The sequence below is a fragment of the Acidobacteriota bacterium genome (genome assembly GCA_018001935.1).
Taxonomy (GTDB): domain Bacteria; phylum Acidobacteriota; class JAAYUB01; order JAAYUB01; family JAAYUB01; genus JAGNHB01.
The window spans coordinates 1-23,787 of the sequence record JAGNHB010000057.1; the positions used below are offsets into that span (position 1 = coordinate 1).

Below are 23,787 nucleotides of genomic sequence, written 5' to 3' on the forward strand. Positions count from 1 at the left end.
CCGTGGGCATCACCACCACCAGGAGGGGGACCTTGGCGCTCCCCGTGGGCTCCGGCGCGGGCGCCGGGTACAGCGGCGCCCCGTGAGGGGGGGCGCCGAAGCCGGGGGGCGGCATCAGGGGCGGCGCGAAAGACGGTACGGCCGCGGTCCCCGGCCGGGGAGCGGGCGCGGCGGGGGGGGCGGTGAAGACGATGCGCGCCCGGCCCACCTGGATGACGTCGCCGCTGAGCAGGGGCCTCGACCCGGCGATCCTCTGGTCGTTGACCTTGGTCCCGTTGCTGCTGCCCATGTCGGTGACCTGCCAGGTCCCGCCGTTGGCCGGGCGGATCTCGGCGTGGTACGTCGAGGTGAAGCCGTCGTCCAGCACGATGTCGTTCTGCGGGGCCCGGCCGATCTTGATGGAGGTCCCCGTGAGGTGAACCTCGAACTCCTTCCCGGCGCCGGTGGTGACGTGCAGCCCGGGCCCGGACGGCGCCGGCTGGCCCATCATCGCCGTCCCGCCCGGGGTCATGGCGGGAGGGCCGCCGACCGGCATGTAGCCGGTCGCGGGGGCGGCCGGGACGACCGGGGCGCCCTGCCCCAGGGTGAAAACGAACTTCGTGTGGCCGATCTGGACGATGTCGCCGGTCTGGATGGGGTGGCTGCCCGAGATCCGCTGGTTGTTGAGCCGGGTGCCGTTGGCGCTCCCGAAATCGTGGATCACCCAGGCGCCGGCTTCCAGGCGGAAGGCCGCGTGCTGGGTGGACGCGAAGGAGTCGTCCAGCACCAGGTCGTTCTGGGGACCTCTCCCGATCCGGAATTCCACGGCCTGGAGTTCTTTCTCCTGGGTGCTCCCGTTCGGGAGCGTGATGAACAGTTTCGCCAGGGAGGTCGGATTGGTGGTCATGTTGTTGGTCCCTGCCCCTTTTCTAGTCTCCGCATCATGTTCTGAAGCCGAACTGTACCATACCGGGGTGAACTTTGAAACAGAAAAATGCTCCGCGGCCCCCGACCGGTCCCTGCTCTTTACGATGGAAATTTTTCTTCCCGGTTTCGGCGGTCGTGCTATAATCGCCCGCACCTTGCCGGAGAACCGGCGAGCCTGGCCGGAGAGACGGGATGAAAACACTGGTGTTGATGCGACACGCGAAATCCGCCTGGGCCAACCCCCAGCTGACGGACTCCGAACGACCCTTGAACAAGCGGGGGCTCAAGAATGCGCCGGCCATGGGCAAGCTGATCCGGAACATGGGCCTGTCCCCCCAGTACGTTCTGTGCTCGACCTCCCTGCGGACCCGTCAGACCGCCGAGGCGGTCCTGCGGAAGTGCCAGTTCAACGGCGAGATCAAGTACCTCGAGTCCCTCTACCTGGGAGCGCCCCAGGCTTACCTCGACGCCCTCCACAAGGTCCCGGACCCCATCGACAAGGTCCTCGTGGTGGGCCACAACACCGGGATGGAGGAGTTCCTGGAATTCCTCACCGGGCGTTTCGAGAAACTGCCCACCGCCGCGGTGGTCCACCTGATCCTCCACATCGACCGCTGGGAACAGCTCAACGCCACCTCCGGGACCCGGGTGATCGACATCTGGAAACCCCGGAAGATCGCCCAGTGACCTCGCCGGAATGAAACTGAAAAACCACGAACCACCCGAACCACACGAACAGATTCAGTCAAAAACTTCTTTTTACCTCAGTGCCTTCGCGTTGGAAGATCCAGCAAGGGGGAGGACGGCTTCAAAGCCCGCCGCGAGGCCGGTCCTGAGATCGTAGACGAGAGTGTTCCGGTGAGCCGCACGGGGATCGTTTTCGACATCCAGCGTTTCTCGACCCGCGACGGGCCGGGGATACGGACGACTGTCTTCCTCAAGGGATGCCCTCTGCGCTGCGCCTGGTGTCACAACCCGGAGAGCCAGGCGGAAGGCCCGCAGCTCCTGTGCCGGGAAAACCGCTGCACGGGGTGCGGCGCCTGCCTGGGCGAAGCCGGGGCGGACCGTCTCGCCGCCGGCCCCGCCTGCCCACTGGGGGCTATCCGGCGCGAAGGCGGGCGGGTCGTCACCGATTTCACCGCCTGCACCGCCTGCGGACGGTGCGTGGGACGCTGCCCGGCCGGCGCTCGGGAGATCGCCGGGACGTCCATGACCAGCGGGGACGTGGCCGCCGCCGCCGCCCGCGACGCCGTCTTCTACGAGGGAGGCGGCGGGGTGACGTTCTCCGGCGGGGAGCCCCTGGCCCAGGGCGACTTTCTCCTGGACTGCCTCCGGGAGGCGAGGCGGCTCGGGCTGCACACCGCCGTGGACACCTGCGGTTTCGCCCCGGGTCCCCTTCTCGCAACGGTCGCGGAGCACTGCGACCTGGTGCTGTACGACCTGAAAGTGATGGACGACGCGGCGCACCTTCGGCTGACCGGGGTGTCCAACCGGCGGGTCCTGGAAAACCTCCGAATGCTGGACAACCACCCTTGCCCGGTGTGGGTCTGCGTCCCCCTCGTCCCCGGCGTGACGGACACCGAGGACAACCTCTCGGCCATCGGGGCTTTCCTGTCGACGCTCCGGAGGCGGCACGCCGTGCACGTTCTTCCCTGGAACCCCGCGGGGGTGTTAAAATACCCCCGGATCGGCCGGGAGACCGCCTGGTTGCCGGAGCGGGCGGCGGACCCGGGGGACCCGGCCCGGGCGGCGGACATCCTGGGCCGTTCCGGCGTGTCGGTGGTCTTGCCGCCCGCCTGACCTTCCCGATTCGGCGTATTTATCGGGGTCGGAATCGGTATCGGTATCGGAATCGGTATCGGAAATCGGTATCGGAAATCGCAATCGCAGTCGCAATCGTTATTGTTATCGCTGTCGCAAATGATTCCAAACCTCTTCGGCGGTGGTCCCGGCGCCGAAAACGAAACCGATACCGATTGCAACGGCGACGGCGATTGCGATACCGACTGCGATTGCGATTGCGATACCGATACCGATACCGATACCGATACCGGTGTAGGATAGGTGGGGGGAAACAATGGACGAAAAACAACCACTTCAGCCTTGGGCGGGAGGAGGAACGATGAACGAACGGGTGAAACGACTCCGGCAGGCGAGCCTCGACGCCGAGCCCTCCATCTCGGCGGAGCGCGCCCTCCTGCTGACCGGTTTTTACCGGGAGAACGAGGGGAAGCACCCCGTTCCCGTCCTACGGGCGATGGCCTTTCGCCACCTGTGCGAGCACAAGGCCGTCTACATCGGTCCCGGGGAACTGATCGTCGGGGAACGCGGGCCCTTCCCCAAGGCGACGCCCACCTACCCGGAGCTGACCTGCCACTCCCTGGACGACCTGCGCATCCTGGGCAGCCGGGAGAAGACCCGGTACGCGGTGTCGGAGGACGTCCTGCGGGCCTATGCCCAGACCGTGATCCCCTTCTGGTCCGGCCGCTCCATGCGCGACCGGATCTTCCGGGAGCTGCCCGACGATTGGAAGGAAGCCTTCGAGGCCGGGGTCTTCACCGAGTTCATGGAGCAGCGGGCGCCCGGCCACACCGTGGCCGACGGCAAGATTTACCGGCGCGGACTCCTGGATGTCCGCCGGGAAATCGCGGAGCGCATCGACGCCCTCGACTTCGAGGCGGACCCCGAGGCCCTCGACCGCCGGGACCAGCTCCGGGCCATGGACATCGCCTGCGAGGCGGTGATCCGCTACGCCGGGCGGCACGCCGAGGCGGCCCGGCAGCTGGCCGCGGGCGAGCCCGACGCCGCCCGGCGCGCCGAGCTGGAGAAGATCGCCGCCGTCTGCGGCCACGTGCCCGCCAACGCGCCCCGAAGCTTCCACGAGGCGCTGCAGGCCTACTGGTTCTGCCACCTGGCGGTCATCACGGAACTCAACGGCTGGGACGCCTTCAGCCCCGGCCGGCTCGATCAGCACCTCTTCCCCTTCTACCGGGCGGAGACGGCGGCGGGGACCCTCTCCCCCGACGAGGCCGTCGAGCTGCTGCAGTGCTTCTGGATCAAGTTCAACAACCACCCGGCCCCGCCGAAGGTGGGGGTGACGGCGGCGGAGAGCGGGACCTACACGGACTTCGCCAACATCTCCCTCGGCGGCTTGACCCGGGACGGCGGCGACGGGGTCAACCCCCTCTCCCACGTCATCCTGGACGTGATCGAGGCGATGCAGATCCTCCAGCCCAGCTCCAACGTCCAGATCTCCCGGAAGACCCCCGAGGACTTCCTCCGGCACGCCTGCCGGGTCATCCGGCGGGGCTTCGGCTTCCCCTCGGTCTTCAACGCCGACGCCGTGGCGGCGGAGCTGGTCCGGCAGGGCAAGAGCATCGAGGATGCCCGGGACGGCGGCACCAGCGGCTGCGTCGAGGCCGGCGCCTTCGGCAAGGAAGCCTACATCCTCACCGGGTACTTCAACCTGGTGAAGGTCCTCGAGCTGACGCTCAACGACGGCTTTGACCCGCGGACGGGGCGCCAGCTGGGCCTCCGAACGGGGAAGCCGGGCGATTTCAACGCTTTCGACGACTTCTTCCGGGCCTGGCAGGCACAGGTCCGGCACTTCGTGGACGTCAAGGCCCGGGGAAACCGGATCGTGGAACGTCTCTACGCCCGGTACGCCCCGGCGCCGTTCCTCTCCGTCCTCATCGACGACTGCGTCGCGCGAGGCAAGGACTACAACGCCGGCGGCGCCCGCTACAACACGACCTACATCCAGGGGGTCGGCATCGGCACCCTGACGGACGCCTTCTCCGCCGTGAAAACGCTGGTGTTCGACCAGGGCCTGATCGGTCTCGGGGACCTGGCCCAGGTGCTGTCCCGCAACTTCGAGGGGAACGAGGTCCTCCGGCTTCGGCTCGCCGGGAAGGCGCCGCGCTACGGCAACGACGACGACGCGGCCGACGACCTGATGCGCGCGTGCTTCGAGACCTTCTTCCGGGCCGTGGACGGCCGCCCCAACGGGCGCGGCGGCCGCTGCCACGTGGACATGCTCCCCACCACCTGCCACGTCTACTTCGGGGCGGTGACCGGCGCCACGCCCGACGGCCGCCGGGCCGGGGAACCCCTCTCCGAGGGGATCTCCCCCGTGCAGGGGGCCGACCGGAAGGGCCCCACGGCCGTGGTGCGCTCCGCCGCCAAGATGGATCAGCTCAAGACGGGCGGGACGCTCCTCAACCAGAAGTTTTCCCCGGGACTCCTGGCCGGCGAGGAGGGGATCGCGAACCTGGCGGGCCTGATCCGGGGCTACTTCCGCCTCGACGGCCACCACCTCCAGTTCAACGTGGTGACGGCGGAAACCCTCCGCAAGGCCCAGGAAGACCCCGCCGCCCACGCGGGCCTGATCGTCCGGGTGGCGGGCTACAGCGACTACTTCTGCGACCTGGGCCGGGCCCTGCAGGACGAGATCATCGCCCGCACCGCGCACGAGGCCTTCTGAGCCCAAGGCCTATTCGGAAAGGACCCAAAGGACCAAAACGACCCAAAGGACGAAGGACGGGGAAAAAGGTCAAAGGTCAAAGGTCAAAGGGCAAAGGGCAGAGGGCAAAGGGCAGAGGGTAGAGGGCAGAGGGCAAAGGGCGAAGGGCGAAGAACAAAGAGTCTCGCCCTTCGCCGTCCTTTGGGTCCTTTAGGTCCTTTTGGTCCTTTCGTCCTTTGGCGCCTTGGTTCACGCCCGCTCGATCCTCGCCCCCAGATGGCGCAGCTTCTCGTCGATGCGCTCGTAGCCGCGCTCGATCTGGGTGACGTTGCGGATCACCGACTCGCCGTCGGCCGCCAGCGCGGCCAGGACGAGGGCCATGCCCGCCCGGATGTCGGGGCTGTCCAGCTTGTCGCCGTAGAGGCGTGTGGGCCCCTGCACGATGCACCGGTGCGGGTCGCACAGGACGATGTGGGCCCCCATGGCCACCAGCTTGTCGATGAAGAACATCCGGCTGGGGTACATCCAGTCGTGGAACAGCATGTTCCCGCGGCACTGGGTGGCGGTGACGATGGCGAGGCTCATGAGGTCGGTGGGGAAGGCGGGCCAGGGCATCACGCAGACCTCGGGGATCGCCCCCACGAAGTCGGTTTCGATGACGCGCTCCTGTTCGGCGGGGACGAGCAGGTCATCCCCGTCGACCTCCCACCGGATCCCCATGCGCTGGAAAACCAGCCGGATCATGTCCAGGAAGCGGACCCCCGCGTTGCGGACCCGGACGCTCCCGCCTGTGACCGCCGCCGCACCCACGAAGCTGATCACTTCCAGGTAGTCGGTGCTGACGGTGAAGTCCCCCCCGTGAAGGCGTTCGACGCCCTCGATGTGGAGGGTGTTGGAGCCGATGTGGTCGATGCGGGCGCCCAGGTGGTTCAGCAGGTGACAGAGTTCCTGGACGTGGGGCTCCGAGGCGGCGTTGCGCAGGGTGGTGGTCCCCCGGGCCGTCACCGCGGCCATGAGCGCGTTCTCCGTGGCCGTGACGCTGGCTTCGTCGAGGAGGATGTCGGCGCCGGTGAGCCGGTCCGCCTGGAAGCGGAAGGCCTTGCCCTTGCGGTCGTAGTCCGCGGAGGCGCCCAGGGCGCGCAGGGCCAGGATGTGGGTGTCCACGCGCCGGCGGCCGATGACGTCGCCCCCGGGGGGAGGCAGGCGCATCCCGCCGCAGCGGGCCGTCATGGGGCCCGCGAGGAGGATGGAGGCCCGGATCTTCCGGCAGAGGTCGGGGTCGAGGTCGGCCGGGGAGAGGTTGGCGGCCCGGACCCGCCATGCGTGGTCCCCGACCGCCTCCACCGACGCGCCGAGGCTGCCCAGAAGGGCCCGCATGGAGCGGACGTCCTGGATCTCCGGGACGTTGCGGAGCACGACGGGCTCGTCCGTAAGCAGGCAGGCCGCCAGCAGCGGCAAGGTGGCGTTCTTGTTCCCCGAGGGCGTCACGTCGCCCCGCAGCGGGATGCCGCCCTGAATGATGAACTGGTCCATGGTGCCTCCCCGGGCTCAGAATCGGGAGGCATTGTAACACGGCGGCATTCCCCTTTCCGGCTTTTTGAAAAGCCGTCGAGGTTGATTCCCGCCGGGAAACGGTGTAAAGTAGCGTCAACGGAGTTGGCCATGAAACAAATCAAGCTCGGCGTCATCGGTTTCGGCAATGTCATCCAGGGTTTTCTCGAACTGCTCCCCGAGAAACTGGACTACCTCAAGGTCCGTTATCACCAGGACATCCGCGTCCATGCCATCTGTGACCGCACGGAGATGCTGATCTCGCCGGACGGCTTCGAGGCCGGCGAGTTGCTGGCGCTCAAGCTCGCCAAGAACGTTTCCGGCGACCTCATGGGCGGCGTCCGGGACTTCGACCCGGCCGGGTTGGTGAACGCTTACCTCGAGGCCGGGGTCAACGTCGTCCTCGAGGCGCTCCCCACGCGCCGGGACGTCGCCGAGCCCGCCCTCGGGTGGCTGCTGGAGTTCCTCTCGCGACGGGTCCCCGTGGTCACGTCCGACAAGGCGCCCCTGGTCTACGGTTTCAACCGGTTGGTGGCCACCTCCCGGAAACACCGGACCCCCTTCAAGTTCGGCGGCGCCTCCGCCGCGGCCCTCCCCGCGGCGGACACCGTGGGGATCGCCCTCGCCGGGGCGGAGATTTACGGCTTCGAGGGAATCCTGAACGGGACCACCAACTTCCTGCTCTCCGAGATGATCGCCAACAAATCATCCATCGAGGAGGAGCTGCAGATTGCCATCGAGATGAAGATCTGCGAGTCCGACCCCATGTTCGACGTCGGGGGGTGGGACACGGCCTTCAAGACCCTCATCCTGGCCAAGGCGTTCATGGACCCGGGCGCCGAGTTGAAGGACATGCAGGTGCAGGGCCTGGAAGGCCTGGACTACTCCCACGTCGAGGCCGGCCTGCGGCAGGGGAACACCGTCAAGCTCCTCGGCAAGGCGAGCTTCGAAGGCCCCCACCTCCGGATGCGGGTCAAGCCCTCCATCATCACGCCCACGCACCCCTTCTTCACCGTGAACGGGACGTGCAAGGCCATCACCTTCTACACCGATTCCCTCGGCCAGTTGACGCTGTTCGGGGGGGCATCGGGTTCCCGTGAAACCGCGGGCGCGCTGCTGCGGGACATCCTCAACATTTCCCGGGACACGAACTTCGTCTGAACCCCCAGGTTGTCTGCGACTCTTATCGGCATCGGCATCGGCATCGGTATCGGTATCGCTATCGCAATCGCAGTCGCAATCGGGTAACCCCTTCGGAATTCGAAACCCGATTTCGAGCCTGACCGCGGGGGTGATAGGATTAGGCGCTTTAGCGGCTGCGTTTTCACCAGCACGTCGTCGATCCCGACTGCCTTCCCAAGCCAATTTACCGGGCGAGGGCCCGGGGAAATCGCAGGATCTTCAGGATATAGTTTTATGCGGTCGCAAAAAGTACCATCACCCTCCGGGTGATGGCTCAACCAAAGGCCTTACAGACACTTTCCCGCTCGCTTTCCGACTATTTGCGAGGGCATCGTTTTTGTCAAATTGAGTAACACATGGGAAGAATGCTTTGCTCCCGCCGCCTTCGGGGCGGGTTTGCCTCTGCGAGCGACGTCTTGTCCCCGGGGCGGCGCCGCGGACGCCCGTCACCCTGAAAGGGTGCGGGGAAGACTGGTTTATCCCGGCCGCTGCTCCCCGGACCGGAAGGCCGCACCCGGGGATGCCGGGCCGCGGAACACGTCGCGCAGGCCGCCGGAGCGTCGCGTCCCCGACGCAAATCGCGCCTCCCGGTTCCGTTTTGTCCGTGCCTATCCGTGTTCATCCGTGTCCATCCGTGGTTTGCTTCCGGATTAGCCGGGTTGGGAATAGCGATACCGATACCGATACCGATACCGATGGACTTTGCGTGGGGCTAGTTGAGGGTCTTCAGAAGCTCCCGGAGGCCGCCCCAGATGATCTGGACGCCGATGGCCAGGAGGATGAAGGCGGAGATCTGAGAAATGGTGGCGTTCACCGTCTTCCCCAGGCGGCGGAGGAAATGCCCCGAGAAGCGGTAGAACAGGAAGACCGTCAGGGATGCCGCGGCAATCCCGGCGGCGATGGCCAGGAAGTCGAGAACGACCGGCAGGGTGGCCAGGCTGCCGTTGGGGACCAGGGTCAGGGTGATGGCGATGGATCCCGGGCCGGCGGTGACGGGGAGGGTGAGGGGAAAGAAGGCGTTTTCCACCCCGTAGTTCTCCAGCTCCTCCCGCTCGGCGTCGCTCATCTTCGGCGCCCGGTTGAGCATGGTCCACGCGGTGTGGAAGAGAAGGATGCCGCCGGCGACGCTGATCACCGGCAGGGAGATGCCCAGGACTTTCAGGAGCCAGCCGCCGACGAAGAGCAGGCTGGTCAGGAGGACGAAGGTGTAGAACCCGATCAGGGCCGAGACCCGGTTGCGTTCGGCGTTCCCGAGGCGCGAGGTGAGCTGGAGGAAGATGGGCGCCATGGCCGGGGGGTTCAGGATGGGGAAGAGGGCCAGGAACGCGAACGTGGCCGTGTTGAAGAAGTGGATCATGGTCTTCCGCGCCTCCTTTGACGCGGGCGAGTATACACCAGGCCCCGCGATCCGTACAGCCCGCAGTCTTCACTCCCGGCCGCGACCGTGGTATCATCGGGGGGAACCTGGCGGGGAGGGCGTGCATGCGGGCCGTGGTGCAGCGGGTGTCCGAGGCGAGGGTCAGCGTCGACGGGGCGGTGGAAGGCGCCATCGGCCGCGGCCTCCTGCTGCTCCTGGGGATCCGCGGCGACGACACGGCGGCCGACGCGCACTACATCCTGAACAAGACCCTGGACCTGCGGGTCTTCCCCGACGCGGAGGGGAAGATGAACCGCTCCCTCCGCGAGGCGGGCGGCGGGCTGCTGGTGGTGTCCCAGTTCACCCTCTACGGGGACTGCAGAAAAGGCCGGCGGCCGTCCTACTCCGACGCCATGGACCCCGTTCGAGCCGAGACGGCGTACGGGGAGTTCGTCCGCCTGGCCCGGGAAACCTGGCCCGACGTGGCCACGGGGAGGTTCCAGGCCATGATGGACGTCCATCTGGTCAACGACGGGCCGGTGACGCTGTTGCTGGACAGCCGAAAGACTTTCTGAAGGAGGCAGGCATGTTGAAACGAATGCTGACGGTGCTGGGGATGCTGGCGGCCCTGGCCGCTTTCGCGGCGGGGGGCGACAAGGGCCGGAAAGTCGTGCCCGACGAGACCGGGGCCGATGCGGTCGACCTCCAGGCCCTCGTCGATCAGGCGCCCGACGGCGGGACGGTGGTCGTCCCCTCGGGCCGGCACCTGGTGGCCCGGGGCCTGGTGGTGCAGGGGCGGAAAAACCTCACGATCCGGGGGGACCGGAACTCGGCCGTCCGGGTGAGCGACGTCATGCAGAACGTGATCGCGATCTCGGAGAGCGAGGGAATCCGCCTCGAGAACCTTTCCCTGAGCCACGTCTCGCCCCTGAAGGACTACCAGTGCCACGGGGCGGTGGTCCACGTCTCGGACTCCTCCCGCGTCGTGGTGGAAAACTGCGAACTGAACGGCTGCGGCGCGTCAGGCGTCCACGCCGTCGGGGTCAACGACCTGACGGTGAAACGGTGCCACATTCACCACAACACCTTCAACGCTTTCTACCTGGACCGGTGCAGCAAGGTCCTGGTCCAGGCGAACCTGGTGGAGAACAACGCCAACTTCATGAACCTCCATCAATCCGACGACCTGGACATGTCCGACAACGTGACCCGGAACAACGGCGGGTACTGGCGGCCGGCGATGCCGGCGCCGCCGGGGTCGGGCAAAAAGCGCGACTAGGCGCCCCGCCCGCGGGGCGGGCCGGGTCCGTCTCGGGCCCCGCCCCGCCACCCGGGGCCCTGGGCGCGAGGGTGTGCGCCAGGTTCTTTCGGCCACCGTGCGAATGGGGCGTGAGGAGCGATCGGGCGCGATCTCCCTTTGACAATTGACGCCAAAGCGCATAGAATGAAGTTTCACGACGGCACGTGCGCCGCCGGATCCGTTCGAGGCCCCGCGCCGGGAAACCGAGGAAAACATGCTGCTGAAAATCAACGCCCACCAACCCCAGCCCCGCCACGTCCAGAGCGTGACGGAGATCCTCAACCGGGGCGGGGTCATCGCCTATCCCACCGACAGCATGTACGCCGTCGGCTGCTCCATCCTGGACAAGAAGGCCATCAACCAGCTCTACCGCATCAAGGCGGAGGACAAGCACAAGCCCCTGAGCTTCATCTGCGACAGCATCCAGATGGCCAGCCGTTACGTCACCATCAGCAACAATGCTTTCCGGATCATGAAGCGGGCCACTCCCGGGCCTTTCACCTTCATCCTGGAGGCCAACAACATCGTTCCCAAGATCATGCTGACCAAGCGACACACCGTGGGGATCCGCATCCCCGCCAACAACATCTGCCTGGCGGTGGCCCTCAGCCTGGGAACCCCCATCATCTCCACGTCCATCAACCCCCACTACGGCGAGAACCTCCAGGACCCCGGCGAGATTCACAGCCGGCTCAAGGGGATGATCGACCTGGTGATCGACGGCGGGGAGATCTTCCCTCAATTGTCCACCGTCGTGGACCTGACGGGCCCCACTCCCGAGGTGGTCCGGGAAGGCGCCGGCGACGTCGCGCTGATCTTCTAGCACCCGGGCTTCGAGCGGCCCGCGGACGGGGCAGGGGACCCGCCCATGCAACCCACCCTCCAGAAGAAGATATTCCTCCGTTTCATCGTCGTGATCGGGCTGCTCTGCGTGCCCGCCGTGCTGCTGACCCTGCAGTGGCACGACCGGCTCGCCCGGGGGGAGGCCCAGGCCCGCGTGAGCCAGAAGCTGGCCTCGGTGCGGCAGGTGCTCGGAGACCGGATTGAGGCGGACGCGGAGCTGCTGGCGGCCCTGGCCCCGGCGGTGGCGGGGCGCCCGGGCGCCGGCGTGACGGAGGAGGTTCGGGCCGCCTTCCGTGCGGGAGGGTTCGATTTCGGCGGGGTGATGGACCTGAGTGCCGGCGGCGGGGAACGTTTTCTCTCGGCGGCTACCCTGGACGGTTCCTCCTTCTTCTGCCGGCAGTGGAGGGAGCGCGGGCCCGAAAGCGGGTTCGTTCTCGTCCCGCTGGACGAGCTGACACGGGAAAACCCCGCCCGTGCCGCGGAACTTCGCGCCGGGCTCGGCGCCATCCCGGCGGCGGGGGCGCCGTTCGACCGGGGCGTCCTCCTGGCCAGCCTGGCCTGGAAAGCGGTAACCGGCGTCGCGGGCGGACCGGGGTCCGTCGTCTATGCGGGGCGGGTCCTCTGTTTCGACAATCCCCGGGTGGACCGCCTGGCTGAACGGGTCATCGAGCCCCACGTCTTCCGGGGAAAGCCCACGGCGACGGTGACCCTTTTCCAGGGCGGGCGGCGGGTGGCCACCAACGTCGTGGACCCCGGGGGCCGGAGGGCTGTCGGGACCTCCGCCTCGGCGGAAGTCCTCGACCGCGTCCTGAGGGACGGGCACCTCTGGAGCGACCGGGCCTGGGTGGTGGATCGCTGGTACGTCGCGGCTTACGCTCCCATCCGCGACCCGTCCGGCCGGGTGATCGGCATGACCTACGTCGGCATTCTCGAGGAGCTGCTGCTGGACACCCGTGACCGCATGGTCGCGGCGATGGCCGGAGTGTTCGCCGCGGGCGCCCTCGCGGCCGTCCTGGTGTCCTGGCTGCTCAGCCGGGCCCTCACCCGGCCCCTTCGCCGGCTCCTCCTCGCCGCGGAGGGGGTGCGCGGGGGGGGCTTCGAACTTCCGCCTCCCGCCGCGCCGGGGGACTTCCGGGAGGTCTCCGAACTCCTCGACGCTTTCACCGGGATGGTCACCGCCCTCCGGGAGCGGGACCTCTCGCTCAAGGACGCCAACACCCGCCTCAAGGAGATCAACGCCAAGCTCGAGGCCACGAACCGGAACTACATGGAGATGCTGAGTTTCGTCACCCACGAGCTGTCCAACATGGTGGGGGTCCTCGTGATGGACGCCCACGCCCTCCGGGACTCCCTCGGCGGGAAAATGGGCCCGGAGGAGCAGGAGTGCCTGGCCTCGCTGCTCCAGTACCTGGACCGGTTCCGGGACATCATCCGGAACTACCTGGACCTCTCCCGGATCGAAAAGGACCGCATGGAGGTCCGCCGGGTCGCCATGAACCTCTGGTACGACGCCCTCCAGCCCGCCTGCCACGAACTGGCGGGGAGCATGGAGATCAAGGACATGCGCCTGTCCGTCGACGAGGCGGTCAAGTCAGTCGACCTGGAGGCGGACCCGAACCTCCTGCGGGTCGTCTTCTTCAACCTCGTGGGCAACGCCGTGAAGTACGGGCGGTCGGGGGGCGAGGTGCGCATCCGGCTCGGGGAGTGCGCTGCGGGGCACTGCCGCATCGACGTGTGGAACGAAGGCGAGGGCATCCCTCCGGCCGACCTCGCCCGCCTCGGGGAGAAGTTCTTCCGGCCCCGGACCCCGGCCGGGCGACGGGCGGGGGGGACCGGCCTCGGCCTTTACATCACCCGGGAGATCCTCGAGCGCCACGGCGGTTCCCTGGCCATCGACTCCCGGGAGGGTGCGTGGGCCGAGTTCGGGGTGACCCTGCCCCTCGGCGGGCCGGCGCCCGCCTGACGTGCGGGACCGACCAACTCCGTCGCAACGGCCGCCCGCCGGCGGGGGCGAGTGCGGCCGGCGAACGCAGTCCGGGGAGCCTCTGCTTGACGCGATCAGATTTTCATTGACATTGAATGCTTCTTTGGACTAAATTGCCTAGTTGAGTGTTGAGTTGAATTGAATGCAAGGTAAAACATATTTTTGGAGGTTTCTTATGAAGAAAGTACTGTTCGTTTTCGCCGCCCTGCTTGCCTTCTCGGCCTTCACCGTGGCCGAGGACCACTCCAAGTTCGACTTCTACGGCGGGTGGACCCTGACCCACTACGCTCCCTCCGCCCTGGACGAGGGCTGGACGGCCTGGAAGGGCGTCGGCTTCTCCGGCTGCTACTACTTCCACAAGAACGTGGGCTTCGTGGCTGACTTCAGCTGGACCAGCAAGCACTGGGCCGACGGCGACATCAACCAGGCCACCTGGTACTTCCTCGGCGGCCCCCAGTTCCGCTTCGTGGAAAACGACAACGTGACCCCCTTCTTCCGCGTCCTGTTCGGCTGGGGCCGCGTGTCCGCCGCGCTCTATGACGGCCACGCCTGGTACGAGGGCAGCGAGGACAAGCTGGCCTACGGCGTGGGCGGCGGCATCGACGTCAAGGTGAGCGACAACGTGTCCCTCCGCCTGGCCCAGGTCGACTACATCCGCCAGACCGGCGACATCGTCCAGGGCAACGTGTTCCGCTTCGGCGTGGGCATCGTGTTCAACGCCCGCTAGTTTTTCGAGCGATCCTGACAAGCCGGCCTTCGGGCCGGCTTTTTTTTTACAGTTCACGGAGGACTCCGCTCGCTTTTCTCTTGACATCTTCGAATCTACCGATAGAATTGATCATGTAATAGATCAAAAAACACCATATTTTCGGAGGTATATTATGAAAAAACTGCTGCTTTTCGCGGGGATCCTCTTGACGTGCTTCGCGGCCCTCCCGGCCGCGGACCACCCGATGTTCGACTTCTACGCCGGGTACACCTTCCAGCGCTTCAACGATGAAGGGACCACATTCAAAGATAACATGCCATGGGGTATCGGGCTCTCGGCCTGTGGTTATGCCCATAAAAACGTCGGGGTTCTGGTCGATTTCAGTTACAGTAAGGAAAGTTATTCAGAGAATTCTTCTTTCTCTACCTATTATGTCCTCGTTGGCCCTCAGTTCACTGCGCGGCATGAGCGTTTTGCCCCCTTCGTCCGCGGCTTCGTGGGCTGGGCTCACAACCGCGTAGCCGATGCGGTGTCATCGGCTGCCATGACCAAGTTCTGCTACGGCTTCGGCGGGGGCCTCGACATCCTCTGCAACGACCTGGTCTCCATCCGTGCGATCCAGTTCGACTACATCCGCCAGACCGACCTCCTCGAGGCCAACGTGTTCCGCTTCGGCTTCGGCGTCGTCTTTCACGGCGGCAAACGCTGAGCTTCCTTCCCTGAACCTTGCAAGCCGGTTCCCCGAACCGGCTTTTTTTTCATCCCGGGGGCCGCCGCCGGCTCCGGGGACAGCCGCTGTCGACGGCCTTGCGAAAAGACGGAAATCGAACGGGAACGCGGTTGTAAAACCATTGATTGAGCCATCACCCGGAAGGCGATGGGACTTTTTGCGACCGCCTCACTTTTCCTGGAAACGGACCGGAATGAACCCGAACCCCGTCCCGCCCTTCCCTGAACGGATTCGCCTGGTGGCCGTGGATCTCGACGGCACCCTCCTGGATTCCCGGTACCGGGTCTCCCCCGCCAACCGGGCCGCGGTCCGCGACCTCCTGGACGACGGAATCCACGTCGTCCCCGTGACCGGCCGCCGCTTCAGCATGGGCGTGCCCTACGCGGAGCAACTGGGCCTGGACGGCCTCATGGTCTTCCAGAACGGCGCCGTGATCAAGGAGCTGGGCGGGCGGCACCTGGTCTGGCACCAGGCGCTCCCCTTTCGCCTGGCGCGCGAGGTCGTTCGCCTGGGGAGGGCATCGGGGTTCTCCCCCATCCTCTTCTGCGAACCTGACGGAGGCGGGACCGTGCTCATCGAGGACGGCATCGCCCAGCACTGCCGGCTGGACCGCTACCTCACCGAGGGCTGGAACGATGTCCGGCTCCTCTCCCGCTTCGAGGGCCTGCGACGGGACGACATCCTCCAGGTCCTCTTCACGGGCGGGGTGGGGGAGATCCGCCGGCTCGAGGGCGCCGTCGCCCGGCGGTTCGGCGACGACGTCAAATTGCTCGTCACCGAGTACGCCCAGCGCGACCTCTCCCTCCTGGACGTCATGTCCCCCGGGGTCTCCAAGGGCGACGCCCTGGAGCGGGTGGGGCGGATGCTCGGCGTCGGCCCCCCGGAAACCGCCGCCTTCGGCGACAACTTCAACGACGTGGACATGCTGGACCACGCCGCCCTCCCGCTCCTCATGGCCAACGCACCGGCGGAACTCCGGGAACGCTACCGCCGGCATCTCCCCTCGTGCGACCGCTCCGGGGTCGCCTGGGGCATCTGGCGGCATGTCCTCCGGCGCCCCGACCGCCTTCGGGAGTGGTTCCCCCCTGCCTGAAAAATCGCGCTGCCCGCGGCGGGCAACCGCCGAAGAATCCAGAATCCAGAATCCAGAATCCAGAAGGCAGGTGGCAGGAGGGGGAGGCAGCCGCCAGGAGGCGTCGTCGGGAGACAGGAGGAAGGAGATGGCGTCTGGCCTGTTGACCGTGATCGGAGACGCCGTTTCCCTGTGCCTCCGTGCCGTTGAGAGAGAGAAGGGCTTCTAGCGGGGGCGTCATATTGCATAAATCTCACAACCCCCATAATTCCCAATAATTCCCATAACTCCCATAGCTCCCATAGTCCCATAGCTCCCATAACTCCCATAAGTCCCATTGCTCCCGCCCCCGTCGCCGCTTCGCCCCCGGGCCAGGGGCTCAACCCTCCCGACCCCTTGCGGTGAAACGGCAGGTGTGCTCTAATCTCCCTTCCGCCCGCCCAGGGCGTTATAATCAATCAGGTCGGGGGAAACATGGCGAAAATCAAGGTGCTGCCCGACATCCTGGCAAACCGGATCGCCGCGGGCGAGATCGTGGAGCGCCCCGCCTCCGTGGTCAAGGAACTCCTCGAGAACGCCCTCGACGCCGATGCCGCGCGGGTGGACGTGGAAGCCCGCGCGGGCGGGAAGGACCTGATCCGCGTCCGGGACGACGGCGAGGGGATGGACCGCGACGACGCCCTCCTGGCCTTCGAGCACCACGCCACCAGCAAGCTGCGGGAGGCCTCCGACCTGGACTGCATCCGGACCCTGGGGTTTCGCGGGGAGGCCCTGCCGTCCATCGCCTCCGTGTCCCGGTTGACCCTCAAGACCGCCCCCCGGGGCCGGCCGGAGCTGCCGGGGACCCAGGTGGATATTCACGGCGGGAAGGTGAAGGACGTTCGGGAGGCCGCCTGGGCCGGCGGGACGGAGATCACCATCCGGGACCTGTTCTTCAACGTCCCCGCCCGCCGCAAGTTCCTGCGCTCCGACGCCACCGAGTCGGCCCACCTCGTCCGCTTGGTGACCCACTACGCCCTGGCCCGGCCCGGGGTTTTCTTCACGCTCGTTCACAACGGGCGCACGGTGATGGACGCCCCGCCGGTGCAGGCCGCCGACGAGCGGGTCCTCCAGGTCTTTGGCGAGAGCTTTCAGCGGGACATGGTCCCGTTCCGGTACGAGGGGGCGGACCTCGCCTGCCGCGGGCTCCTGTCGCCGCCGCACCGGAAGGCGTCCTCCACCGAGGGGCAGTACTTCTTCATCAACGGCCGCATGGTGAGGGACCGGGTGGTGTCCTCCGCCCTGAACGCCGTCTACCGGGGGATCATCCCGGGAGGGACGTACCCCGCGGCGGTGGTGTTCCTGGACATCCCCTTCGAGGAGATCGACGTGAACGTCCACCCGGCCAAGACGGAAGTCCGTTTCCGGAACGGGTGGCGCGTCCAGGACACCCTGACGCGGGTGATGGCGGAGGCGCTCCGGGCCGGGAAGTCCTTCGCCGGCCTGGCGGTGCCCCCTCCGTTCCCGCCGGCGGGGCCCCCGCCGGTCCCGGAGGACGTTCTCCCCGCCCGGGGGGAGGACGCCGGCACGGAGACCCCCCGGGAGTCAGGGTATACGCCGGACCCCGTCGCCGCCCGGATGGACCGGGTGCGGGAAATCCTCTCCCGGCCGTGGCCCGGCGGGGCTCCCGCGCCGCTCCCCGGTTTCCGGGAACCGGGGGTGTCGGTACACCGGCCCGATGCGCCCCCGGAGGAGCCGCGGACGCCGGTGGGAGAGAGCCCCTGGCGCGTCCTCGGCCAGTGGCGGGAGAGCTTCATCGTGGCGGTCAGCCGGGAGGAACTGGTCCTCATCGACCAGCACGTGGCCCACGAGCGGGTGCTCTACGAGGAGTTCCTGGCCCAGGTCCGGCAGGGGGCGGTGGTCCGGCAGAACCTGCTCCTGCCGGTGAACGTTTCCCTGAGCCCTCACCAGGCCGAGATCTGGGACGCCCTGGAAGCGCGACTGAGGGCCAACGGGTTCGAGGTGGAGCGCTTCGGCCCGCGGGATGCGCTGGTCAAGGCCGTCCCGGCGGTTGCCGGCCACTGCGAGGCCGAGGCGCTGCTGCAGGACCTGCTGACGCGCCTGGAGGACACCCCGGACGCCCTCTCCGTGGACGACGTCCGAAAACGCCTGGCGGCGGGGCTCGCCTGCCGGGCGGCGGTCAAGATCAACAACCCCCTGTCGCCGGAGACGATGGCCCACATCGTCGGGAACCTCCGCGAGGCGGAGGACCCCACCACCTGCCCCCACGGCCGCCCCGTGGTGCTCCGTCTCCACGTCCGTGACGTGGAGAAGTCGTTCAAACGGTCCTGACCGACGTCATCAATTGGCTTGACAGCGGGGCGCCGGGGGAAGACAATGCCCGTTCGACCGTGCCCCGGGCGCGGGCCCGCGAAGCGGGAATTCACACGAAGAGGTCAGACCATGCGGATGTTGCTTTTCGGTTCGTTGCTCGTTTTGTTCCTGGCCGGGTGCGGCGGGGGGACGTCCCTGCCCGAAGATTATCCCGCCCAGCCGGGCACCCCGGCCGCGGCCCCGACGGTTGACGCGGCGCCCGGGCCTGCCGCGACCGAAACCCAGCCGGCAGGCGCACCTCAGACGACCGCGACGGCCTCGGCTGCCCCGGGCGCCTCCCCTGCCTCCGCGGCGTCCTCGGCGGCCGATGGGCTGCCCCCGGACCGGGAGGGCCTGCTGCGGGCCTCCTTCAGCCGGATGAAGGACCTGGCGGCCGTGCTGGGGAAGGTGAAGGACGTGGCGTCGGCCAAGGCGGTCCTCCCCGAGGTGGAGCGTCTGACCGACGCCATGAAGACCATCAACGAGACCTTCGCGCTGATGCCCAAGCTCTCGGATGCCGAGGAGGAGAGCCTCGCGGCCAAGGTCCGGCCGGAATACCAGGCGGCGCTCAAGGCCCTGACGGGCGAGATGAAACGAATCCGCAAGGACCTCCCCGCCGCCATGGAGATCATCTCCCCGCTGATGAAGAAACTTCGCCGGTCGAACGCGCCGGAGGGCGACCCGAAGCCGGCCGCCCGCTGACGGGGCCGGGTCAGAACCCGAACGCGTCGGAGAAGAACGCCAGGACCGCGGCCACCTTCCGCCGGGCGGCGTGGGAGCCGCAGCACGACGCGGCAGAGCCCCAGATGGAGCCGTCCTTCCGGAGGGTCCCGTCGCCCTCGATGGCGCCGATGATCATTCCGCTCCGCCGGAGGGTGCCGCCGGATTCGATCTCGCCCACGATCATGCCGGACTTCCGGATGGTGCCGTTGCTCTCCACCGCGCCGACGATCGAGCCGGACTTGCGGACCGTCCCGTCGTTGCCGATCTCCCCCACGATGCTCCCCTGGACGCGGATGGTGCCGTTGGCGCTCACCGACGCCCAGATGGAACCGCCCTGGCGGATCGTGATTTCGCCTCCCCCCTCCGAGCCGCTCTTGCCCGTGGACGCCGCCTTCGGGGTCTCGGTGACCTGCCGGGCGGGCTTCGACCCCGCCGGCTTGATCCGGTCGGTCCCCACCCACTCGTCCCAGTCGTCGCCGTAGCCGTCGTAGTGGATCTTCCACTGGCCCTGGCCGACCTCGATGACCACCGCGGGGTACCAGGTCCCGTGCCACTCCACCTCCACCTTCTGGCCCCTCTCGTACGACGCGCCCAAGGCCGAAACCAGGCACATCACCCCGAGCCAGAACCCGATCGCGCAGCGCACGCCCATGTCGTCCTCCTTGCCGTCAATGATTCGAATCAAGCGGTGAATCGTACCCGGGTGAACACCAGGCCCCGGTGATGCCGGGCGGGATTCGAAAGGGCCACGGGGTGTACCGGGGCGCCGGGTGCGCCGGCGTCACTCGACGTACAGGATCGCGGTATGGCCTTCGGCGACGAATACGCCCTTGAACGGGCGGATCTCGCGCTCCTTCCGATCGACCGCCTCCCGGGGCGCCTTTCGCTGCTTCACCTCGCGAATCTCGCGGTCACACAAGCCGCTTTCGACCAGGTAGCCGTCTGCGCCGTAACAGGTCCGTCCCTGCCACTCGATGCGGACGGAACTGGCGCGGACCTTCCGGCACAAATTTTCCAGAAGGCGTCGCAGCGCGTCGTCCGCCTTCCCGTCGCGGTCGGCTTCATCCGGACGTTCCGTCTGGCCCTTGGATCGGGCGAATTCGTTGGTGCGGCCGGCCTGTCCACCGGCCCCGGTGGCGGCGCCCGCCCCCGGAGGCTGGGGGGCCGGCGCCGGGGGTGCCGCGGGGTGGGTCCGGGAGACGGCTGACTTCGCGACGGGCGGGGCCGACGTCGCCGCGGGCGCGTCGTCCCGGGCCCGGGCGGCCCCCTCGGCGCCGCGGACCGGCGCCGCTTCGGGCCGGGCCCCGGCGATGGCCCGGCGGTCCGGGACCGGGGCGAAAGCGCCCAGGTTGTCCTCCGCCGTCTCGGTGGAGTCTTTCTTCGCCTCTTCCTCCTTCAATTTCTCCGGGGCCGGTGACGGGGGGGGTGACGGGACCGCCTGGCTGCCGACCCGGTCCGCCATCGCGGGCGCGAAGGGGACCGCCGCCCCCTGTTCCCGGGCCTGGCTGACCGGCGGCGGGGCCGTCGGGGCAAGGCCGGGCTCCTGGAAACGGGATTTCTCCGCCGAAGCGGCCGGCCCGGGAGCGGTGGTTCCCGCCGCGGCGGCGGGGGATTCGGGGGGCGCGAACGGCGCTTCCGCCAGGGCCCCGGCCGGCAGGGCGGACTCGGGCGCGGAGGGCTCGAGGACGTTCTTCTCGAAGGTGGGCACCATTCCGCCGAAGTAGACGGCGGCGGCCAGGAGGACCACCAGGGCGCCGGAGAGGGCCGGTCGGAGGGCGGGGCTCTCCCAGAGCCGGCCGAAAAACCCCTCCGCCCGGAGCGGGACGCGCGTGCCCGTCAGCTCGCCCAGGAGGAGCGCCTTCTCCAGGCAGGCGGGGCAGCGCAGAAGGTGCCGGCGGAGGGCCGCGTCGGGGCGGCGGCCCCGGTCGTCGGCTTCCAGGAAGGCGGTCAGCGCGTTCTCGTCGGGACATCCCGTCGCCGTTCCCCGGAAGGTGGGGAGCAGGTGTTTCAGGAAGGTTTGGAGTTCGCGCGTTTTCATCTCTCTCACCCGTTGGAGGGGCGGTGCCGGCGGCCGGCCGCCCCCCCGCGTCGTCACGGGGCGTCACCCTCCGGGAAAATCGAGCGGCGCGCCTTCTCGAGCCGGTTGGCCAGGTAGCCCATGCACCGTTCCAGGAAATCGCCGATGTCCCGGGAGGACCACCCCAGTTTGCGTTCCATGTAGTGGACGATGTCCCGTCGCACTTTTTGCAGGATTTTTACGTTCCACCGGCAGGCCGTGGACTCGTGGACGTCGAGGCGCCCCGCCGCCTCCGCCAGGGTGGCGTCCTGGAAGTAGTAGAGGTTGACGAAGCCCGCCCGGGACGCGGGCAGCCTGGCGAGCGTGTCCTCCAGCAGGCCGGTGATCCCCTCCAGGACGGATTTGCGGAAGTACTTCTCGCAGCCCTCCTCCTGGCAGGCCGGCTGGGGGAGCACGACGTCCTCGATGGAGTCGAGGCGGGCGCGGGCGTCCCGGCGGCGGTCGTCCAGGAAGCGGTTGACCACCACGGTCCGGAGCCAGCCCCGCACGCTGCCGCGGCCGTTGTACTGGCGGATTTTCCCTTTTTCCAGGAGTTCCACGAAGAGGTTCGAGACCAGGTCCTCCGCCCGGTCGGCGTTGCGGAAGAGCCGGGAGGCGGTGAGCCGCATGAACGGCCCGAAGCGCCGGTAGAATCGGTCCCAGGACTCGTCCAGCCCGGCGCAGCACCCGGCGCAGGTGCGCAGGTCCTCCAGGTCCTCATCTGAGAAGGATTCCCTGCTGAGCCCGCGCTCTCGTAGATAGGCGTCGAAGTCGAGGGTGCCGAACGATCGATCAGCCATTGTGTCCCCAAACAAAAGCCTGCATAACTTAACACATGAGGTCGGATTTGACAAGGGCGGTTGACGATAGCGAACGATTGTGAGAGGGCTTCACTCACCTCAGTCAGCGCGGAGTTTGCAGCCTTGACCCGAGCTTCCAGATGCTTAAACACATCGTTGTCAGTTGTGGATCCGGACTTGGTTAGGGAGGAATAGAGGCCCCCCGATCGTTTCACTCAACAGGCTGCCCCTCGAGGATAACGAGGTTCTGCCCATCGGGGGAGACCTGGTAAATGTCTGCCAGAACCGGTGAACTGGATTGCATGATATGGAATAATGGGCTCATCTGTTCTCGAGAGAAGATGATCCGATGAGGCGGAATTTCAAATGTGTAAGTGTCAACTTGAAAAGGAAAGGAGTCTTCGTTATTCATGTATTGCGTCCCGATCAGCACGCCTGTTACCGTTTCGGGGCCAGGATTGATTACACGGATATACACCGAAGTTGGGGTAATAAACACGGAAGGAAACGCGATCGTCTGCGCTGCGGAGCGTGCGGAGACTCCCTCGAAACGATAGTTTCCGATACGTGTTAACATCAATTCAAAGCCGGCGAGGCGTCCCGGTGCGGTGACTTTCATCCAGGCGGGGAAAGGATGGGGTTCAGTCCCCGCAGAATCCCATATCTCTCGAGTGACTTGTTGATAAGGTGCCAAGTCCCAGGTTTTCATTCCGAAGCGGTCACCCTGTTGGTTGAATATCTCGACTGTCGCTGCAAATGCTGAAGAGCTGAGGTTTGTAAACGTCACCCCGGTGTAATAATCGACGTTCTTCGGAGTTTCAGTGTAATAGAGCGTTCTGTCTTCGGACATCACGCCATGGTCGCCATTTGAAGCTGGATGTCCTGCAACGCTCCCCTGAATGGCAGGGAGCCCGGCCAACCCCTTTACATCCCAGCGGCCAAAAAGTTCGAACCCGGCCAGTCGTTTGTCTGAAGACACCTTCACCTGCCGGATGGAGGACGAAAGCCCGCCAGGAAAGATCTGGCTGACCAGGCGCACGATTTTTCCATGCGAAGGCATCACCACACTGTACTCCCCCATCTTTGTGCCGTTTTCTGAATAGCCTTCCATTCTGATGCTGGCAGTCGCTTCTTCCAGGTTTACAAGAGTGATTCCGGTGTAATACAGGCTATCGTTGGTCTCATATACGTAAGGGAAATAGAGTTCCGTTGAACCCGTCTTCGGCATAGGCAAAGAAGTCCAGGCCAGGCCGTCGGTCGTGCCAAAGTCCAGGGTTCCCATAACAGGACCGTTCGAGACAACCATCACCCAAAAATCCTGTTGCAGAGTATTCACGGAAAACAGTTCGTCGGCTGAAGCTGAGAACCTGCCCAGTTTCACGATGGGGGAAACTGTCTTGGATTCTATCAACTGGCCGGTCTGATTGTAAGCATCGAATCGCAACGAGGAAGAGGCTGTCGAACTGAGGTTCCCAACACTTAATCGAGTTTTCCATCCCATGCCGCCGGTGACATGGGCTGCAATGAGGTTGGTAACCACGGTTTCATGCTCCGATTCTACGCAGGACTCCGGGAAGACAGCTTCCGAGGGAAGGCCCCGGTCGTTCCCGGCGATGGCGGTCGTCGTGAGAAGAAAGGTGGTGAAAAGAAGAACACAGCCCGGAGAAAAGGGATTATTCCTCATAATTTCCTCTCAGAACCATTGGATTGCGACTGAGAAAAATATATCGCTTTGTGAAACAAATGTCAAGAAAAGAAAT

The 23,787-nt window shown here is 66.6% G+C and carries 19 protein-coding genes and 1 pseudogene; 13 read left to right on the plus strand and 7 right to left on the minus strand.

What is annotated here, in order from left to right; all coding sequences use genetic code 11:
• A partial coding sequence (locus KA419_17160) for an FHA domain-containing protein (GenBank protein ID MBP7867663.1) occupies window positions 1-886 on the minus strand: 886 nt, incomplete at its 3' end.
• Between the two features lie 212 nt (window positions 887-1,098).
• Between KA419_17160 and KA419_17165 the strand changes: the two genes are divergently transcribed.
• From KA419_17165 to KA419_17175, 3 genes are all read left to right on the plus strand, one after another.
• Window positions 1,099-1,593: a histidine phosphatase family protein gene (locus KA419_17165; protein ID MBP7867664.1), complete on the plus strand. Its 495-nt coding sequence runs from the start codon at window positions 1,099-1,101 to the stop codon at window positions 1,591-1,593.
• A gap of 171 nt (window positions 1,594-1,764) precedes the next feature.
• Window positions 1,765-2,706: a glycyl-radical enzyme activating protein gene (locus tag KA419_17170; GenBank protein MBP7867665.1), complete on the plus strand. Its 942-nt coding sequence runs from the start codon at window positions 1,765-1,767 to the stop codon at window positions 2,704-2,706.
• A gap of 322 nt (window positions 2,707-3,028) precedes the next feature.
• Window positions 3,029-5,389: a glycyl radical protein gene (locus KA419_17175; GenBank protein MBP7867666.1), complete on the plus strand. Its 2,361-nt coding sequence runs from the start codon at window positions 3,029-3,031 to the stop codon at window positions 5,387-5,389.
• Between the two features lie 228 nt (window positions 5,390-5,617).
• On the opposite strand, the gene murA is transcribed toward KA419_17175, so the two are convergent.
• Window positions 5,618-6,901 carry a UDP-N-acetylglucosamine 1-carboxyvinyltransferase gene (gene murA, locus KA419_17180; protein ID MBP7867667.1) on the minus strand — a complete coding sequence of 428 codons (1,284 nt, stop codon included), beginning with the start codon at window positions 6,899-6,901 and terminating at the stop codon, window positions 5,618-5,620.
• Window positions 6,902-7,030: 129 nt separating this feature from the next.
• Between murA and KA419_17185 the strand changes: the two genes are divergently transcribed.
• On the plus strand, window positions 7,031-8,080 hold the full coding sequence (locus KA419_17185) for a hypothetical protein (protein ID MBP7867668.1): 1,050 nt from the start codon (window positions 7,031-7,033) through the stop codon (window positions 8,078-8,080).
• 733 nt (window positions 8,081-8,813) lie between these two features.
• Here the strand turns inward: KA419_17185 and KA419_17190 are convergent.
• Window positions 8,814-9,458 (minus strand): MarC family protein, encoded by a 645-nt coding sequence (locus tag KA419_17190; GenBank protein MBP7867669.1) that lies wholly within the window; start codon window positions 9,456-9,458, stop codon window positions 8,814-8,816.
• Window positions 9,459-9,583: 125 nt separating this feature from the next.
• Between KA419_17190 and dtd the strand changes: the two genes are divergently transcribed.
• The 9 genes from dtd (at window position 9,584) to KA419_17235 (ending at window position 19,150) form a co-directional block, all read left to right on the plus strand.
• Window positions 9,584-10,033 carry a D-tyrosyl-tRNA(Tyr) deacylase gene (gene dtd / locus KA419_17195; GenBank protein ID MBP7867670.1) on the plus strand — a complete coding sequence of 150 codons (450 nt, stop codon included), beginning with the start codon at window positions 9,584-9,586 and terminating at the stop codon, window positions 10,031-10,033.
• 11 nt (window positions 10,034-10,044) lie between these two features.
• Window positions 10,045-10,737, plus strand: coding sequence for a right-handed parallel beta-helix repeat-containing protein (locus KA419_17200; protein ID MBP7867671.1), 693 nt, complete (start codon window positions 10,045-10,047; stop codon window positions 10,735-10,737).
• A gap of 235 nt (window positions 10,738-10,972) precedes the next feature.
• Window positions 10,973-11,581, plus strand: a complete 609-nt coding sequence (locus KA419_17205) for a threonylcarbamoyl-AMP synthase (protein ID MBP7867672.1) — start codon at window positions 10,973-10,975, stop codon at window positions 11,579-11,581.
• 45 nt (window positions 11,582-11,626) lie between these two features.
• Window positions 11,627-13,564: a cache domain-containing protein gene (locus KA419_17210; protein ID MBP7867673.1), complete on the plus strand. Its 1,938-nt coding sequence runs from the start codon at window positions 11,627-11,629 to the stop codon at window positions 13,562-13,564.
• Window positions 13,565-13,760: 196 nt separating this feature from the next.
• A complete protein-coding gene (locus KA419_17215; protein ID MBP7867674.1) occupies window positions 13,761-14,312 on the plus strand; it encodes a porin family protein in 552 nt (183 codons plus the stop codon).
• Window positions 14,313-14,466: 154 nt separating this feature from the next.
• A complete protein-coding gene (locus KA419_17220; GenBank protein MBP7867675.1) occupies window positions 14,467-15,003 on the plus strand; it encodes an outer membrane beta-barrel protein in 537 nt (178 codons plus the stop codon).
• A gap of 214 nt (window positions 15,004-15,217) precedes the next feature.
• Window positions 15,218-16,117 carry an HAD-IIB family hydrolase gene (locus tag KA419_17225; protein ID MBP7867676.1) on the plus strand — a complete coding sequence of 300 codons (900 nt, stop codon included), beginning with the start codon at window positions 15,218-15,220 and terminating at the stop codon, window positions 16,115-16,117.
• Between the two features lie 453 nt (window positions 16,118-16,570).
• Entirely contained in the window at window positions 16,571-18,427 is a 1,857-nt protein-coding gene (gene mutL / locus KA419_17230; GenBank protein ID MBP7867677.1) for a DNA mismatch repair endonuclease MutL, read from the plus strand.
• 111 nt (window positions 18,428-18,538) lie between these two features.
• Window positions 18,539-19,150 carry a hypothetical protein gene (locus tag KA419_17235; protein ID MBP7867678.1) on the plus strand — a complete coding sequence of 204 codons (612 nt, stop codon included), beginning with the start codon at window positions 18,539-18,541 and terminating at the stop codon, window positions 19,148-19,150.
• Window positions 19,151-19,607: 457 nt separating this feature from the next.
• Here KA419_17235 and KA419_17240 read toward each other — a convergent pair.
• From KA419_17240 to KA419_17255, 4 genes and pseudogenes are all read right to left on the minus strand, one after another.
• A pseudogene (locus KA419_17240) lies at window positions 19,608-19,823 on the minus strand (hypothetical protein).
• A gap of 129 nt (window positions 19,824-19,952) precedes the next feature.
• Complete coding sequence (locus tag KA419_17245) at window positions 19,953-21,209, minus strand: hypothetical protein (GenBank protein ID MBP7867679.1); 1,257 nt, start codon at window positions 21,207-21,209, stop codon at window positions 19,953-19,955.
• A 53-nt stretch (window positions 21,210-21,262) separates the two neighbouring features.
• Complete coding sequence (locus tag KA419_17250) at window positions 21,263-22,027, minus strand: sigma-70 family RNA polymerase sigma factor (protein MBP7867680.1); 765 nt, start codon at window positions 22,025-22,027, stop codon at window positions 21,263-21,265.
• Window positions 22,028-22,238: 211 nt separating this feature from the next.
• On the minus strand, window positions 22,239-23,711 hold the full coding sequence (locus tag KA419_17255) for a hypothetical protein (GenBank protein MBP7867681.1): 1,473 nt from the start codon (window positions 23,709-23,711) through the stop codon (window positions 22,239-22,241).
• Window positions 23,712-23,787 lie beyond the last annotated feature (76 nt).

Coding starts and splice junctions, on each gene's coding strand:
- KA419_17185 (MBP7867668.1), top strand. CDS start 7,031: ATGAAACAAATCAAGCTCGGCGTCATCGGTTTCGGCAATGTCATCCAG.
- KA419_17205 (MBP7867672.1), top strand. CDS start 10,973: ATGCTGCTGAAAATCAACGCCCACCAACCCCAGCCCCGCCACGTCCAG.
- KA419_17245 (MBP7867679.1), bottom strand. CDS start 21,209: ATGAAAACGCGCGAACTCCAAACCTTCCTGAAACACCTGCTCCCCACC.
- KA419_17220 (MBP7867675.1), top strand. CDS start 14,467: ATGAAAAAACTGCTGCTTTTCGCGGGGATCCTCTTGACGTGCTTCGCG.
- murA (MBP7867667.1), bottom strand. CDS start 6,901: ATGGACCAGTTCATCATTCAGGGCGGCATCCCGCTGCGGGGCGACGTG.
- KA419_17210 (MBP7867673.1), top strand. CDS start 11,627: ATGCAACCCACCCTCCAGAAGAAGATATTCCTCCGTTTCATCGTCGTG.
- dtd (MBP7867670.1), top strand. CDS start 9,584: ATGCGGGCCGTGGTGCAGCGGGTGTCCGAGGCGAGGGTCAGCGTCGAC.
- KA419_17190 (MBP7867669.1), bottom strand. CDS start 9,458: ATGATCCACTTCTTCAACACGGCCACGTTCGCGTTCCTGGCCCTCTTC.
- KA419_17175 (MBP7867666.1), top strand. CDS start 3,029: ATGAACGAACGGGTGAAACGACTCCGGCAGGCGAGCCTCGACGCCGAG.
- KA419_17235 (MBP7867678.1), top strand. CDS start 18,539: ATGCGGATGTTGCTTTTCGGTTCGTTGCTCGTTTTGTTCCTGGCCGGG.
- KA419_17200 (MBP7867671.1), top strand. CDS start 10,045: ATGTTGAAACGAATGCTGACGGTGCTGGGGATGCTGGCGGCCCTGGCC.
- mutL (MBP7867677.1), top strand. CDS start 16,571: ATGGCGAAAATCAAGGTGCTGCCCGACATCCTGGCAAACCGGATCGCC.
- KA419_17255 (MBP7867681.1), bottom strand. CDS start 23,711: ATGAGGAATAATCCCTTTTCTCCGGGCTGTGTTCTTCTTTTCACCACC.
- KA419_17250 (MBP7867680.1), bottom strand. CDS start 22,027: ATGGCTGATCGATCGTTCGGCACCCTCGACTTCGACGCCTATCTACGA.
- KA419_17215 (MBP7867674.1), top strand. CDS start 13,761: ATGAAGAAAGTACTGTTCGTTTTCGCCGCCCTGCTTGCCTTCTCGGCC.
- KA419_17165 (MBP7867664.1), top strand. CDS start 1,099: ATGAAAACACTGGTGTTGATGCGACACGCGAAATCCGCCTGGGCCAAC.
- KA419_17225 (MBP7867676.1), top strand. CDS start 15,218: ATGAACCCGAACCCCGTCCCGCCCTTCCCTGAACGGATTCGCCTGGTG.